The sequence below is a fragment of the Gemmatimonadota bacterium genome (assembly GCA_026706845.1).
Classification (GTDB): domain Bacteria; phylum Latescibacterota; class UBA2968; order UBA2968; family UBA2968; genus VXRD01.
This window is the reverse complement of the sequence record JAPOXY010000047.1, coordinates 19,298-34,418: the sequence shown is the minus strand read 5'-3', so window position 1 is coordinate 34,418 and position 15,121 is coordinate 19,298. Positions and strand designations below refer to the sequence as shown.

Sequence of the window (15,121 nt, the reverse complement as noted above, 5' to 3'; positions counted from 1 at the left end):
GGCGTACCGTTTTGGATGATCTGAGCGGTTAGCTCAAACTCTCTAGCCAATTCGGCAACAGCATCCAAAACAGGTCAAGTCCAAACTTATTGGAGGTGATCATAGTGACTGAATCTAGCAGTGGAGAAATCCCTCCTCACTCAAATCGACCCAAAACTTTAGTGGATGAACGTGAACTGTATGAGCTTAAACTAACAGCTCAAGTGCATAAGCTCAAAACAGACATTCGAAACTGGATATTGGGTATCCTTAGTGGATTCGCCGCAATCGCTGCTCTCATTGTCCTTTTCAAGGGAGAGGAAATTATAATAGAAACTTGTAAAATTATTTTAGAAGATCAGATAAAAGAAGCGAGGGCAGCAACAGATAAGGTGTTGGCTATATCGGATGTACTAAAAGATCACGCAACAGAAATAACTAACACGAAGTTAGAAATATTCGATGTTAGACTCAATAACAAGATTGACAATTTTGAGAGAGTTGTCCAAGAAACAGAAGCAGAAATTAAACAATTGCGCGATAGATTGACAATGGCTAAGCAAGCCTCTGATTCCTCACGAACTCAAGCCATAGAGAGCTTTAATAAACTTAAAACCTCTTTTGCTGATACAGCAAAAAAAATGCGATCTGAGATGCGTGCCGAACAAGAAAGCTTACGTCAAGAAGCCAACAAACTTAGCGATCACACTCGAACAATAATCGAAGGCGCTTTTGCAAAATTGGACTATAGAGGCCCCCACATAATGATGGAGAACTCAACCCTTTCAATTTCTGTACCACATCCTGATGCAAATACTACATTCGACCATTTCGTAATAGAGGCCAAACAACTAAGTCAAGACCCGATTCTCCTATATATTCGTATTACATCTCTTCGTGAGGACATCATCATTGGTACGTTACAAGATAGCGTGTCTGTTTCTCCCCAAAACCCATTCACAATTTCAAATAGAGCTTCTAAATTTGAATATGAACTAACCGTTGACGAAATACAGAAGAAGATAGTAGGCCATGCTGTCGAGGTTCGATGGACATATCTAACACTACGTATAATTTCTCCAAGGGATGCGCCCCGTGAGAATCTGCGACTCAAAAATTGAACCGTTTTGCAGGCTAATTTGTCCTAAGGATCAGTCGTGGTATTTCTCATAAGAATTGCCTGCACCACTTCTTGTGGCGTCTGATAGTTCAAAGCAGAATGCTGTCGGTCTGGTCAAGTCCAAAAAGTTCTGTAAAATTGTAGCTCCGTGATATAGGGGTCAGCGATTTTATTTCAAATCCGTCATGTCCAGATAGCGTCTGCCTGTGATCCACTCGTCAGACCACTCCATACACAACGCGCCGATGAGACGTTCACAAGCCGCTTGATTGGGGAAGATTTGCACGACATCGGCACGTCTTTTGATCTCACGATTGAGTCTCTCCAACAGGTTGGTGGTACGAATGCGTTTTTGATGCTGTTGTGGAAAGTGGAAGCAGGCCAGACAATGGGTGATATCCCGGTCTATCTTCTCCACGGCATTGGGCAGTATAGGTTCATAGGTGTCCATCATAGAAGATAGGTGCTCTTGTGCAGTGGCAAGATCGGGTGCATTGAAAACGTCTTTGAGTGTCTGGGCAACCTCACGTTGATACTTAGGCGGTGTGATGCCTTTGATATTTCTGTGAAAGTGGGTTTGACAATGCTGCCAAGAAGCACCTTGAAAGTGTCGTTTGATGGCATTTTGTAAGCCTTCGTGGTGGTCAGAGATGAGTTGTGGAGTTACCCCGCTTCGGTGGAGAGTTTAGGGCTTGAACACCACCACACCTCACGGCGTCCATCAAAATGTCGATCATCCCCTCAGCCTGTACGCCGAGACCAAAAAAGCAGATGAACTGATGGCGCATGCGTACAGCCATCTATACAGCATTCCCACCACGGGATTGCGCTTTTTCTCTGTGTACGGACCCTGGGGACGTCTGGATGGCGGCGCCTATCTGTGGACCAGAGCCATCCTAGAAAATCGACCAATCACAGTCTATAATCACGGAAAAATGCGTCGCAGCTTTACGTACGTCAGCGACATTGTCGAAGGCGTAATTCGCGTATTGTCAAATCCCGCAAAACCAGACCCCAAATGGACGGGACAATGCCCCGATCCGGGATCGAGTTCCAGCCCTTATCGGATTTACAATATCGGCAATCCGAATGTCATAGAATTGGAGTATTTTCTCTCGCTATTGGAAGATTTACTGGGCAAAAAAGCGATCCGAGAAGACTTGCCCATACGGCCTGGAGACTTCCCGGATAATACAGCAGATGTATCGGATCTGATGCGAGATGTCGGCTACAATCCCACAACGCCCATAGAAACAGGACTTGCAAATTTCGTCGCGTGGTACAGGGAGTATCACAATGTGAAGAGCGTTTCTAAAGATTCAGATAGGAGCCATTCAAAGCAAACCGTACCTTTTCATCAGTATCCTGCTTGAGATGCCTAAAAGAGCAGCTAATTGGGCTTGATTCCTCATCTATAGAATTGCATCTTCTATAACTAAAAAACCACGTCCTGTGGGCGTGGTTTTTTGGTTATACTGCTAATGTTTTGACAGGGATTAAAACCGCGACTGTTTGCTCTCCATGCTGGTATGCACATCGATCAATACGGTTTTGCCATCGGCATTTAGTCGCTGTGCTTCTTGTAGTGCGGGGCGCATTTCGCCCACTTTTTTGACGGTGATGCCCACAGCGCCCATGCCTTCGGCTATTTGGGCGTAGTTGCCCTGCATATTGGAGACGCCATAGCGTTCGCGCGCTACGGGAAATCCGCCGGGATAGGTCGCCATGCCCCCGTTGTTTAGAATCACGGTTGTGACGGGAATGCCCGCGCGAGCAGATGTTTCGATGTCCAGGCCGGACATGCCGAAGGCGCCATCTCCCATCATGTTGAGGCAGAATTTGTCGGGGTGAGCCAGCTTGGCGCCGATCATCAGTGGGATGCCGAAACCCAGGTGAGTTGTTTTGCCCCAGCCGATGTAGCTGTGGGGCGTGGTTGCGGTGTAAAATGGCACGATTGAGTCGCGGGGCGCGCCAGCGTCATGCGTGACAATGCTGTTTTCGCGGTCGAGTGTGTTGTTGATTTCGTTGATGACGCGATAGGGGTTGAGGGGTTCTTCATTTGAGGTCAGCAGGGGAGTCCAGGTGTCGAGCCATTGTTTTTTGGCCTGTGCGATTTCAGCGGCGATCTGATCAGAATTTCTGGGTTCGCCAATTTGCGCTTTTACTTCGTCTATAATCACTTGCAGGGTGAGTTTGGCATCGCCGATTAGTCCGATATCTACGGCTTCGTCTTTGTTGATGTCATCTGGGTTATCGGTGTTTTGGATGAGTACTTTGGCGGGGGGGACGGATTGGGCATAAGGCGTGCGGGTTAAGCTGGATCCGAGTGCGAGCAATACGTCGCAATTTTTGAGCCAGTGGTGTACGGGTCCCGTGGTTGCGCCGCTGCCAGCGCCGAGGGCCAAGGGATGGCGTTCGTCAAAGGCCGATTTGCCGGGCATGGTGCAGAATACGGGTGTGCCGGTCAGGTCGGCGAGTTCTTTTAATTCATCTGTAGCACCGGCAAATACGACCCCGTGTCCCGCCCAGATTACGGGGTTTTTTGCGGCGAGCAGTGCTGTGACGGCATCTTTGATGTCTCCGGACGAGGGTATTTGTTGCGCGCGTTTCGGCGAGTGATAATTTTGTGCGTCGGCGGGTATTTCCTCTGAGCAGACGTCGGAGGTCATTTCGACTACGACTGGACCAGAAATACCATTGCGAAGCGCGTGGAATGCGCGGCGCATTACGGTGCCGACATCTTCTGGTCGATAGATCGCTTCGACGCGTTTGACCCATCCGCGATAGGTGTGGGTTGCGGAAAAATTGGGACGAACCGCGATTTGACTGAGTCTTACGCCGCCGGGGAGGACCAGAATTGGGACGTTGTCGGCATAGGCCTGGGCAATGCCACCCATTGCGTTTTCCGCACCGGCTTGTGCCTGTATAGCTACGACGCCGAATCGCTGTCGGTTGCTGGTGCGGCTAAAGCCGTCTGCGGCCATGACTGCTCCGCGTTCGTGACGAAATGCGATTGGGCGAATGCTTTCTTTGGCTGCTGCCTCAATTAACGGATTGCTGGGATAGCAGGAGATCCATTCGACGCCTTCTTGTTTCAAAATGCGAGCGATATATTCAATGCCGTTCATGAAAATTCCTTGGGAAAAAGCTATTCTTTTAATGTTTCATTGAAAAAGTCAATTGTGCGTTGCCATGCGAGCTTTGCCGCGGCTTCGTCATAGCGCGGGGTTGTGTCGTTGTGAAATCCGTGGTTGACGTTTTCGTATATATGAGCCGTGTAAGTTACGTCTGCTTCTTTGAGTGCGGCTTCATAATCGGGCCAGCCCCGGTTGATACGCCTGTCCAGTTCGGCATAGTGGATGAGCAAGGCGCCTTTTATTTTTTGTACGTCTTCGGCAGCGGGTTGGCGGCCGTAAAAGGGGACTGCGGCGGAGATGATGTCGGGGATGCGCACGGCAAGGGTGTTTGACATGCCGCCGCCAAAGCAGAAGCCTACGACGCCGACTTTGCCGGTGCATTTTTCGTGTGTGTGTAAATAACGCGCAGAGGCGATAAAGTCTTCTGTCATTTTATTGCGGTCTATCTCGCGCTGCATGAGTCGGCCTTCGTCATCTGTGCCGGGATATCCGCCGAGAGGAGCGAGTGCGTCGGGGGCAAGAGCGAGAAAGCCTGCCGTTGCCACGCGCCGGGCTACGTCTTCTACGTAGGGATTTAAGCCGCGATTTTCGTGGATGACGACGACGCCGGGTACTTTGCCTTCTGCCTGTGCTGGGGCGACGAGGTATCCGCGCGTTTTTTCGTGTCCTTCTGGTGACGGGTATTCTATGTATTCGGCGCTGATGCGTTCGTCGTCTGTGGCGATTTGCTGTGCAAATGCGTAATCGGGCTTCAGGCTGTCTAATAGAGCGGCAGCGGTTACGCCGCCGACTGCGAATTTTGCAGCGCGGTTTAAGAAGCCTCGCCGGTCTGTTTGTCCGTGGACATATTCGTCGTAGAGGTCGAGGAGTTCCTGGTCAAAGTCAGTTGCGGATTTCATAATAGGTTCCTTTCTGTGATTTGGTTTATACTGCGCCGACAGTCTCGCGCACACCATCCCACTCGCGCCATATATCGGTGAAGGCATCAAGTCCAATTTCATCGATTTGTGTGTGTTTGGTCCTGAAGATTACGGCGTATCGAATGTCTGGCGAGGTGTTGGGGCAGCCAGTGTGTACCATGGCGTGATGGGCAAAGATTACGTCTCCCGCTTCGCCTGTTACAAATACTGGACCTTCGGGTAGTTCGACATGGGGCATGTGGTCGTCCAGGATCTGATGTCCGTGTTCTTTGAAGTAGTTTTCAAAGAAGTGATGCGATTTGGGCCATACGGTAAAGTTGCCGCCGTTGGGAACGGGGACATCGTCGAGATATACGACGGCGAAAGATGTAAAATTCCGGTTATAAGTTCCGTCTTCGCGCAATCCGCGCAACCGGTCACCTACGGCTTTTATGCCGTCCAGATGTCCGCCACTTCTGCCCCATCCAATTTTTTCCGTTAAAGTATCTTTTGGAAGGCTGCCCGGTGGGCGCGGGAAATTGAGTTTGATACTTCCCGTCTGACTGCGCTGCAAATTGCCTTCTCCCAATGCGGATTCGAGGAGAGAGAAGGCGGGTGTTTCGTTGAACAGGTCCGTAATGACTGGTGTGGCGTTGATTTCGGGAAATGGGTTGGTATTTCCTTTGCCTATTTCGGCATTGATCGCCTGCCGCGCGGCATCTACCATCGCGCGGGGCACAGCGCCCGAGACTTTGAGGTAGCCTTCTTCGTAAAAGAAGCGCTTTTGGCTTTCGGTTAGTTCCATTGCGATCTCCTCGTGTTCGCATTTTAATTTTATCTCGTCCAAAATTATACCAGTTTTTAAAAAAAGCAACATTTTTACTTCTTGCGAATAGCAAAACGCTTGATAAATTTTTTGTTTCATGCCATAATTTCACGGGGCGTGGGGAAGGCAGATTTATCACCCTTACGATGACCTCAGTGCTGAGATAATATGGCCTGGGGCGAAAGGAATGAAGATGTCCAGTTCTCAATCAGTTTATCGCGCTGCGGCTTTTGCCGATTTCAAGCCTGAGCTTTCGGCGCCCGGGGCTACGCCAGAGCGATTGGCGCATCTGGAGGAGCACGGTTTTGTCATTATTAACGATTTTGCCGATAATCCCTGGATTCCCGTCCTCCGAGAGGCGGGGCGCCGCGTTACCGAGGCGTGCGCGCCAGAGAATGGGTACGACGAGATCGATTGTTCGAAGGGCTATGTACACCGCACGGGCAATGATGAACCGTGGGCGATTCGGGGGCTTATCCATCCGGCTTTTGGGGAGCCGTGTTTTGCCGAGTTCCACGGTTCGCCAGATTTTCTGAGTTTTGTTCATTCGTGGTGTGACGGGCTGGAGCCAGAAGATACGGTGCTGGGTGGTTTGCTGCTGTGGTGCAATCCCCGGCAGAAAGAGAATAAGCTGAGCTGGCACCGGGATGTGACGTGGTGGGGCACGGGGGAGCGCTATTTTGCACAGCGGGATGAGCGGGGTAGTGATCCAGAGGCGTATTCCGAGGAGGTCGAGAGGATACGCTGGAAAGAGATCCGCGCAAATAATGCGAAGTCTCTTAAAGAGCGGAATGGCGTGAGTATGTTTTTGGCATTGGCGGACGATGAGTGTCACGAGCTTGTGCCGGGGAGTCACAGTCGGTGGCGTACGCCGTTTGAGCACGATGTGCTTTTGCCAAAGGCGATGAAGGAGCAGGGGGTGCCGCATACGCCGAGTTGGAATGGCGAAGATCCATTGCCGGGGCAGGTGGCGATTCGGCTCAAGGCCGGGGAAGCGCTTATCCGCAATGGGACGACGATCCATACGGGGCACACGGTTCCCGATCGCGAGCGCAATACGTTGTCAATTGGTTGGTCGAAGTGGTCGGGACCATCTGAAGAGGAGCCATCTGTGAGCGATGTGCGGCATGCATGGCAACTCGATCCCGCTGTGCGAGAAGCATTGCCACACGAGTGGATGAAGACGGCGTGGGATCGCTGGGCCGAGAGAACGAAACTCGGGGATACGCTCGAGGACCGGTATCCGGGTTTTGATATCAAGCGCATCAAAGCTGGCGAGGTGGTCGGTTGGCGCAGTGAGCTGGAGCGGCCAGCTGCGGCGGCTGGCGAGGCGGGGGAGCGTTTCCAGACTGTGTCGTGAAGATTGTGCTATAGCAAAAACCCCCGGTGCTATTATGGCGTCGGGGGCTTTTTTGTGGGTGGGATGTCTATGATGTGTAGATATTCTCCATCTGATAGGCGTCGAGAGACAGGAGTTCGCTGTCCTGTCCCTGTGAGCGCAAGGAGACGCCAGTGCTGTCTTCGCGTCCGGGATAGACGCGCAATGCCACGCATTGTTTGCCGTTTACAAATACTTCTACGACGCTTTTATCGATAAATACGCGCAATTTTAAGGTTTCGTCCGGTTCGGTATGGACCGAACCGGTTTCTGGCGCGCGGGTGCGCACGTCGGGTAGGATGGAGGAACACGATGAATCGATGGTGATCAGGCTTTTCTGTGTGTTGAGCGCTCGATTTCTAAGCCCGCGATCTTTGAAGAACATGATGCGCGTGACTTCTTCTTTGTTGGGTGACCGCAATACGTCCATTTCGACCATGGGCGCGTTTTTGGTATCGATTTCAGCGACGATCTCCATTGCATTGCCCTGTATGTTGTCGAGTACGATCTCGCTATTGGCAGCGAGTGTCATGCGTCCTACGTGCTGGCGATCGCGGCGCAGGGATTCTATGTCGCCCGCTGGTTCTATGCGTATATCTTCTTCGCCGATGAGGGTCATTTTACGGGGCAGGGTCATGATCTGGTTCCAGTTCTCTGTTGGCTTGCCCGGGTTCATGTTGAAGATGACGATGATATTGCCATTGCCATCCGGGGTTGCCGAAGGCGCGTGTACGCCACAGGGTGCCGAAGGTCCAAAATTGCATTTGTCATGCGCTGTTACCACAAATTTGTCGCGTTCTTTGTCGTAGTCGCCCAGCAGATATTGCCCTCCGCTTATGTGGCTGTAAAATAGCAAGATATGGCGATTGCCAATGGGCCAGAAGTAGGGGCAGGCGCCGTCGTCGCCAACGATTGTGAAGAGGTCATCTTCGACAAATGGATGCAAATACGTCCAGTTCGCCAGGTCGGGTGAGCGGAGCAGGAAGTTTGCGCGCTTGGGTTTGCCGCCCGGTCCGGGCAGGGTGCCGCCCGAGAGGGAGTAGTAAAAGTCGCCCTTTTTCCAGATGCACGGATCAAATACCCGATAGGGCGGGGTGGAGCCATCGGGGTTTTGCATGGGGATTACGGCCTGTCCGGTTACTTTTTCCCAGTTCAAGAGCAGGGGATCGCTGGATACGGCGACCATGTTGCCTACCATGGTGCCGTGATACATGGCGATGACGCGGTCGTCTTCTACGAATGTTGAGCCGGAAAAACAGCAGCGTTCGGGGTTGGGATAGATCGCATAGGGCAGGTCTTCCCAGTGGATTAAGTCGTCGCTGATGGCGTGTCCCCAGTGCTGACGTGGGTCTTCGGGGGGATATGCCTGGTAAAACAGATGCCATCGTCCCTGCCAGAAGCAAATCCCATTGGGGTCGTTGAGTGTGTGTTCTGGGTTTACGTAGTGATAGATGGGTCTGTGGGGGTCGCCTTCATAACTTTTTCGCGCTTCGTTCATCCGCTGTAATAGCGGGTTGGTGGCGAGGGCTTCGCGCTGTTCTTCGAGTGTGTTTGGATATGTGTAGTGCGGTACGAGTGATGTGTAATCTGGTGTGTCGCTCATGGTGCTTTGTCCTTTCTGTTTTAGGGAATTCTCATGGCTTCCAATTTGGGGTGTGCGTCCCAGTGTGCCCGGATGCGCTGCCCCCAGTTGCCGATCTGACGGGTGGGGCGCTCGTGTGTGATTTTTCGCCGTTCCAATCCCGCTTCAAAATTCAGTAGTGCCTGGCGGCATTGTATCAATAATGCGCGTTTGTTTTCTTCATGGGCGAGATTTTGCGTTTCTCCCGGGTCGTTCCTGAGGTCAAAAATTTGCTCGAGGCCGATGCGTTCGGGGTCGGGTCCTGGTGGGAGCAGGTCTTTTTCATCTCCGTAGGGAATATACTCACAGACGTATTTGTATCGATCAAAAAGCAGGGCGCGTCCCCAGTAGTTGCTTTCGACAAAGCCAAAGTCGCGCCAGGGCACGTCCCGACCTTCGACGAGGGGGCGCACGCTCATTCCCCGCGCATGTTCGGGTGGGTCGATTCCGGCGTAGTCGCATACGGTGGGCAGGAGATCGACACCGGAAACAAAGTGTTTGTGATCAAATGCGCCTTTGGGGATGTTCAAATTGTGTCCGAGTGAGGAGACGATAAAGGGTACGCGAATGCTGGCTTCGTAGAGGGAGAATTTCTGGAACATCTGGTGTTGCCCAAAGGCTTCGCCGTGATCTACGCTGAAGATGATTGCGGTGTTGTCCGCGAGGCCGCTTTGCTCAAGTGCGGTCAAGATCAGGCCGATTTCACTATCTACTTTTTCTACAAAGCGATGGTGATGCCATATAAATGTTCGCCATTGAAGTTCGTCCCATGTTTTCATGGCGCGCAAGATGGGCCAGTGGATCAGGCATTCGTCTATGCGCCTGCATACGCGGTGTAAGACGGTTTCGCGCGTGTCGTAATTGAAATTGTCAGGGAGAGGGGGTAAGTCCTTTTCGGTGAGCATACCCCGGGTTATGGCGTCGGGCATTTCTTTTGTTTCAAAGTTGTGGCCGTATTCGCAGATGTCGTGGGGGTTGACGTACCAGACTTGCAGATAAAATGGGTCGGTTTTGTCGTAGGTGGTTAAAAAATCTACGACTGCGTGCGTCATTGCCGCGTCGTAGTATTCGCCGCCGCCTGCTCCGATTCGCTGTTGGCCGTAGTACAGGACGTCGAAGCTATCATATACGTTTCGGCCATCTACGTGCCATTTGCCGCAGTGGATTGCACGGTGGTCGCTCTGTTGTAATATCTGACCGAGGTCGGGTATGTTTTCGTGCAGATGGCCGCCGTTGAACGGGGTGCCGGCTTCTGAGGTGTATCGCCCGGTCATCCAGCTCGCTCGCGCAGGGGCGCAGACGGGGTCGCTGCTATAAGACCGCATAAATGAGATGCCGTTGTTGTGCAGGCGGTCGATGTGCGGCGTTTTTACATGTGTATTGCCGTATGCAGATATGACATCCCAGGTGTGCTGGTCGGTGTTGATGAACAGGATATTGGGTCGGTCGCTCATGCCGCGTCTCCCGTTAGAACGAAGGTCTGGAATGTGGTCGATGCGATGATGACCTGTTTTTGTTGATCCAGCCACCAGTACGAGGGTAGCATGCCCGCGCCATAGACGAAGAAGCCAGAGAGTTTCAGGGTTCTGTCGCTGAGTGGTAGAGTGCAGTCTTCCATATAGCCGATATGTGTGGGTGTGCGGATTTTTTCGAGGTCTTCCAAGATTGCGAGGGAGATTTGTTCGCCGGAAGATTTTAACTGGTGTGCAAGTTTTGGGATGACGTCAAATAGCGTCCAGTTGCAGGTGATGGGGTGGGTGTTTTCGAGATGTCCGACGGGTAGAGTTGTGTTGTTGACGACGAGTGTGATTCCCTGTGATGTGATGTGTCCTTCACAGGTGAATTGGCGATATTTATCTCCTGCACCATTGGTCGCTGTTACGCGCCAGGTGTCCCGCAGGGTGCGGAGGTCGTCGTCCTCGCAATAGTAGTCGAGGTGCAGGTTTTCGCCGCTTGTGGTGTTGAGAAATTGGATGTCGTAATGCCAGTTTTTCGATGGTTCGCGCTTTCTGTTGATCACTACTTCGCCAATTGTCAGGTCGCGCACGGGATCTCCACCTGCCCGTCCTTTGTATCCTTTCCAGTAATTTGGGAGGACGGTGTATTTTTTTTGAGATGTTGGCGCAGTGCTTCTATTCAGTATTTCGATCAATTGCTTGCCAAAATGCGGGGTCTGACTTCTGCCATCGTACTGAAATGTCCAGTGTATGTGATCGGATGTCATTGGATGCCTCAATCGGACACTGGCGTGATTTTTAAGACGAGCGCGTGGTCGCATGGTTTTTCTGTGGGGAGTTGGACTTTTAAGCCGCGCATTGTTTGCGACCATTTTAACGATCCTGCTCCCAATAGTTCGACTTTGTCGATTGGTTTGGTTAGCAGACGCAGGGAAGATCCGAGCGATTGGATCGTTATTTCATCTTTTTCGGGTATGGCCAATACGGTTGCGTAGAGGATATCCCCTCGCGTGGTGAAGCGGATGTCGCGTTCGCCAAACATCTGTCGCTTTGTGTCGGTGAATGAACCGGTTGTGACTTCTGTTGGGCCTTCGCCAAATACTTTCCAGGGACGCGAGTCGTAGACCGCTTCGCCGTTTACGGTGAGCCATTTGCCGATTGCGAGCAATAGGGCCTCTTCTTCTTCGGGGATGGTGCCGTCGGGACGCGGTCCCACGTTGAGCAAGAGTGCGCCGTTTTTGCTTACGATATCCACGAGGTCGCCGATTAGTTGCGAGGCGCTTTTGTATCCCCGTTCTTCTTTGATATATCCCCAGGATTTTCTCGCCACGCAGGTGTCGGTTTGCCAGAAGTGTGGGTTGATGTCGTCTAATTGCCCGCGCTCTATGTCGTAAACTGCGGCTTCTGGCGGAAAGGTATCGTGTTTGTAATTGATTGCGACACCGCGATCCCATTCGGCGCCGCGGTTGTAATAATAGGCTGCAAAACGCTGTACGTAAGACGCGAAAGCAGGTTCTTGTATCCACCAGTCAAACCACACGATTTGTGGGTGGTATTTATCGACGAGTTCACAGGTGCGCGCGAGCCAGTCGTCTAAGAATTCTTCGTTGGGTTGGCTGTCTCTCGGTTGCGCGGGGCCGTATAAGCCCGCGTATTGTCCGTCCTGTACGTCGGAGTCAAATTGCATCCCGCCATCCATGAACCACCAGTGTTCTGCGCGGTGTGTCGATAGGCCAAATATCAGCCATTGTTTGCGTACGGCTTCGGCGAGCTCGCCAATGAGATCGCGTTTTGGTCCCATTTTGCTCGCGCACCAGTCCGATAGAGCGGTGTCGTACATGGCAAATCCATCGTGATGCTCGGCTACGGGGACGACAAAGCGGGCACCGGCTCTGCGGAATAAGTCTGCCCAGTGGTCGGGGTCGTATTTTTCCGCTTTGAACATGGGGATGAAGTCTTTGTATCCAAATTTGCTGTGTTCGCCATAGGTCGCTTTGTGATGCGCGAATTCTCTGGCGCCTTGTTGATACATGTTGCGGGGATACCATTCGCTTCCATAAGCGGGGACAGAATATACGCCCCAGTGGATGAAGATGCCAAATTTGTCGTTCTGATACCAGTCGGGAACGCGATAATTTGAGAGTGAGTCCCAGTTCGGTTTAAAAGGTCCTTCGGGTAGTTGTATCGCCATGGTTTCTCCTGTGGAAATTGGTGGGACGGCACAGGGGCCGTCCCCTACGATGATATTGTAGTTTGTAGGGGCGACCCCCCGTGGTCGCCCGCCTTTTAAAATTCTACATAAGGCTCTGATTCTATGGGTGTAAATGGTTTGGGGGGGTATTTTGCCAGGATATCCTCTTTTAAATCTACGCCCCAGCCGGGTCCTTCGGGTGGGATGCAATGGCCGTCGATTACTTCGATAGGCTGTGTGAGGACTTCGTTGTAGAGGTCGATGGAGGATAGGAATATTTCCTGCATTAAACTGTTGTGTATGCAGAGGTCCAGATGCAGGCTGGCGATGGTGGAGATCGGTCCGTTGGAGTTGTGTGGGGCTACGGTTACGTAATAGGTTTCGGCCATTGCCGCGATTTTTTTGAGTTCGGTGATGCCGCCCGCGTGACAGATGTCCGGCTGGATGATGCCCACGGCATTCAGTTCTAATAATGAGCGGAATCCCCAGCGGGTGTACAGTTGTTCGCCCGTTGCAATGGGTACGCGCACTTCATGGGCAAATTGCGCGAGGGCTTCGGGGTTGTCCCACAAGATGGGTTCTTCCATCCAGGCGATGTTGTATGGCTCGAGTGCTTGTGCGACCCGGCGCGCGCTCCAGATGTTTAATCGCGCGCGTATGTCAATTCCGATTTCGACCTGCGGTCCGGCGGCTTCTCGTGCGGCTTCTACGAGTGCGACGCCGTGTTCTATTCGGTCGATTTTTGCTATTTGTTCGCCGGCAAAGGGGTAGAATTTTAACGCTGTATAGCCCTGATCTACGACCTGTTTTACGCCTTCGAAGATGCCTTCTGGGGTGTTTCCTTTTCTGGGCCAGCCGTTGGCGTACATGCGTATTTTGTCGTGGGATTTTCCGCCGAGTAATTCATATACGGGTACGCCGAGTACTTTGCCTTTGATGTCCCATAGAGCGAGGTCAATGGCGCTGATGGCACTGGTGGTTACGGGTCCGCCAGACCATGTGACGCGCCGATATAGAGATGTCCATAGTCGTTCGATTTCAAAGGGGTCTTTGCCGATTAAATATCGCTTGAAGGCTCCAAATTCCGCTATTAATCCTTCGTCCTTGTATTGCAGACTGGCTTCGCCCAATCCGTATATGTCGGCGTCGGTTTCGATTTTTACAAATGTCCAGTTTGTTCCTCCCTGTCCCGGTGTGCCCATACGCATGACATGCAGGTCGGTGATTTTCATTTATGCTCCTTTATTCTTTTATGGCGATAGCTATTTCCTCTGGTTTGTCCAACTGCGGAATCCACTCATAGGGTACGCGATAAGCGCGATAGCACGTTTCGCGAGGGCTGATAAATTCCCATACAATTTCGAGTTCGGGAGTTACTTCAAAAAGCCGACCTCCTGCCCCTTCGCAGATCAGTGTGTTGCCATTGGGCAAGCGCTGTGCAGAACTCCACGGACGGCTATAGAAACGGCAGGCGCGGATCCGGTCGCCATCCGCCTTGAGCGCGGAATACTCCCACACGAGTTCCAGTGTTATTGGATCAAATTCTACCACACGAGAATAATCTCTTACCGCGTTCATCCTTCCGTTGGGCGCACCCGGATTCGGTGCGCCATATCCAGCAGCACCGCCATTGTCGAATACCAGGATATTTCCTTCACCGGGCAAGCCTTTTGGTATCATATGCGCGTGATGCAGTCCAATGATCCAGCCCAATGCCCGCAGTTCGGATGTCAGTGAATAATCCGGTCCGACTTTCCACGCGATTTTACCAGTTTCTTTGCTGATTACTGCGATTGTGTTGGTGTGTCGTCCATCCCAAATAAAATTATCTGGATGAAATCGCTCGTCGCCAGCATCATACCACTTGTTTGGCCCCAGATAGGATACACTGTTGGAATGTACCCAGTCATAGGGATCTGCGCCGACGCGTCCTCCCCGGTAAATCGCATTTTTTGCTTCTTCGCTGAAATCCATTTCATCAAAGTGATCCACGCTTTGCCATTCCCATACGGTGTCGCCGTTCCAATTTACTTCCAAAATACAATCGCCATGCAGAACCCCGGGTGCGATATGTGGTCTTTCAACTTCTTTTGCTGCGAGCACTATTGTATTTCCGCCTTCTATGATGGGATCTAACCCCGGCGCATAATACCCGGTTGGACTGCCCTCGCGCTCAAAGTCGTGGTGTTGCTTGGCGGACCAGATTTTTTTCTTATCAATTTCGATTTGCTCAGTTTTATTGTAGTGCCAGACTTCATTCCCATCCCAATCCAACTGAACGAGTTCGCGCCCCCGTTCCATGCGGGGTCCGTTGTAGCGCCGGTCACCGAGTATATACCCCCCAGGCATTATTTTGCCCAGTTGTGATAAATCAAAATGCTTTACCAGATTGCCGTTCATGTCAATTATCTCACCGCCAGCATAGACGGTATATCCATTCCAGCTGCGATCGGGCTCGTAAACAGATATACCAACCGGTCGGGGAACACCCGTTACGCGTGATGCCATTGATA

12 protein-coding genes and 1 pseudogene are annotated in these 15,121 nt (G+C 51.8%); 3 read left to right on the top strand and 10 right to left on the bottom strand.

Annotated elements, in window-relative coordinates; all coding sequences use genetic code 11:
• Positions 1–104 precede the first annotated feature (104 nt).
• Positions 105–1,100, top strand: a complete 996-nt coding sequence (locus OXG87_04755; GenBank protein ID MCY3868844.1) for a hypothetical protein — start codon at positions 105–107, stop codon at positions 1,098–1,100.
• Positions 1,101–1,268: 168 nt separating this feature from the next.
• On the opposite strand, the gene OXG87_04750 is transcribed toward OXG87_04755, so the two are convergent.
• Complete coding sequence (locus tag OXG87_04750; protein MCY3868843.1) at positions 1,269–1,751, bottom strand: transposase; 483 nt, start codon at positions 1,749–1,751, stop codon at positions 1,269–1,271.
• A 31-nt stretch (positions 1,752–1,782) separates the two neighbouring features.
• On the opposite strand from OXG87_04750, the pseudogene OXG87_04745 reads away from it, so the two are divergent.
• Positions 1,783–2,400: pseudogene (locus OXG87_04745) on the top strand (NAD-dependent epimerase/dehydratase family protein).
• 195 nt (positions 2,401–2,595) lie between these two features.
• Here the strand turns inward: OXG87_04745 and OXG87_04740 are convergent.
• Genes OXG87_04740 through OXG87_04730 form a run of 3 tightly spaced genes read right to left on the bottom strand, consistent with a single transcriptional unit; the run spans position 2,596 to position 5,940 of the window.
• The gene (locus tag OXG87_04740) at positions 2,596–4,227 is read right to left on the bottom strand and encodes a thiamine pyrophosphate-requiring protein (protein ID MCY3868842.1); all 1,632 of its coding nucleotides are present in this window, start codon (positions 4,225–4,227) and stop codon (positions 2,596–2,598) included.
• Between the two features lie 20 nt (positions 4,228–4,247).
• Positions 4,248–5,135, bottom strand: a complete 888-nt coding sequence (locus tag OXG87_04735; GenBank protein MCY3868841.1) for a dienelactone hydrolase family protein — start codon at positions 5,133–5,135, stop codon at positions 4,248–4,250.
• Positions 5,136–5,160: 25 nt separating this feature from the next.
• Positions 5,161–5,940 carry a phytanoyl-CoA dioxygenase family protein gene (locus OXG87_04730; protein MCY3868840.1) on the bottom strand — a complete coding sequence of 260 codons (780 nt, stop codon included), beginning with the start codon at positions 5,938–5,940 and terminating at the stop codon, positions 5,161–5,163.
• Positions 5,941–6,154: 214 nt separating this feature from the next.
• Between OXG87_04730 and OXG87_04725 the strand changes: the two genes are divergently transcribed.
• Positions 6,155–7,321, top strand: a complete 1,167-nt coding sequence (locus OXG87_04725; protein MCY3868839.1) for a hypothetical protein — start codon at positions 6,155–6,157, stop codon at positions 7,319–7,321.
• 67 nt (positions 7,322–7,388) lie between these two features.
• Here OXG87_04725 and OXG87_04720 read toward each other — a convergent pair whose 3' ends face one another.
• From OXG87_04720 to OXG87_04695, 6 genes are all read right to left on the bottom strand, one after another.
• Entirely contained in the window at positions 7,389–8,942 is a 1,554-nt protein-coding gene (locus tag OXG87_04720) for a glycoside hydrolase family 32 protein (GenBank protein MCY3868838.1), read from the bottom strand.
• Between the two features lie 20 nt (positions 8,943–8,962).
• Positions 8,963–10,414 carry a sulfatase-like hydrolase/transferase gene (locus OXG87_04715; protein MCY3868837.1) on the bottom strand — a complete coding sequence of 484 codons (1,452 nt, stop codon included), beginning with the start codon at positions 10,412–10,414 and terminating at the stop codon, positions 8,963–8,965.
• Positions 10,411–11,184, bottom strand: a complete 774-nt coding sequence (locus OXG87_04710; protein MCY3868836.1) for a hypothetical protein — start codon at positions 11,182–11,184, stop codon at positions 10,411–10,413. The genes OXG87_04715 and OXG87_04710 overlap by 4 nt, the downstream gene beginning before the upstream one ends.
• Positions 11,185–11,192: 8 nt before the next feature.
• Positions 11,193–12,608, bottom strand: a complete 1,416-nt coding sequence (locus OXG87_04705; GenBank protein ID MCY3868835.1) for an alpha-L-fucosidase — start codon at positions 12,606–12,608, stop codon at positions 11,193–11,195.
• A gap of 95 nt (positions 12,609–12,703) precedes the next feature.
• Positions 12,704–13,840 (bottom strand): galactonate dehydratase, encoded by a 1,137-nt coding sequence (dgoD, locus tag OXG87_04700; GenBank protein MCY3868834.1) that lies wholly within the window; start codon positions 13,838–13,840, stop codon positions 12,704–12,706.
• 10 nt (positions 13,841–13,850) lie between these two features.
• The gene (locus OXG87_04695; GenBank protein MCY3868833.1) at positions 13,851–15,116 is read right to left on the bottom strand and encodes an aryl-sulfate sulfotransferase; all 1,266 of its coding nucleotides are present in this window, start codon (positions 15,114–15,116) and stop codon (positions 13,851–13,853) included.
• Between the last annotated feature and the right edge of the window lie 5 nt (positions 15,117–15,121).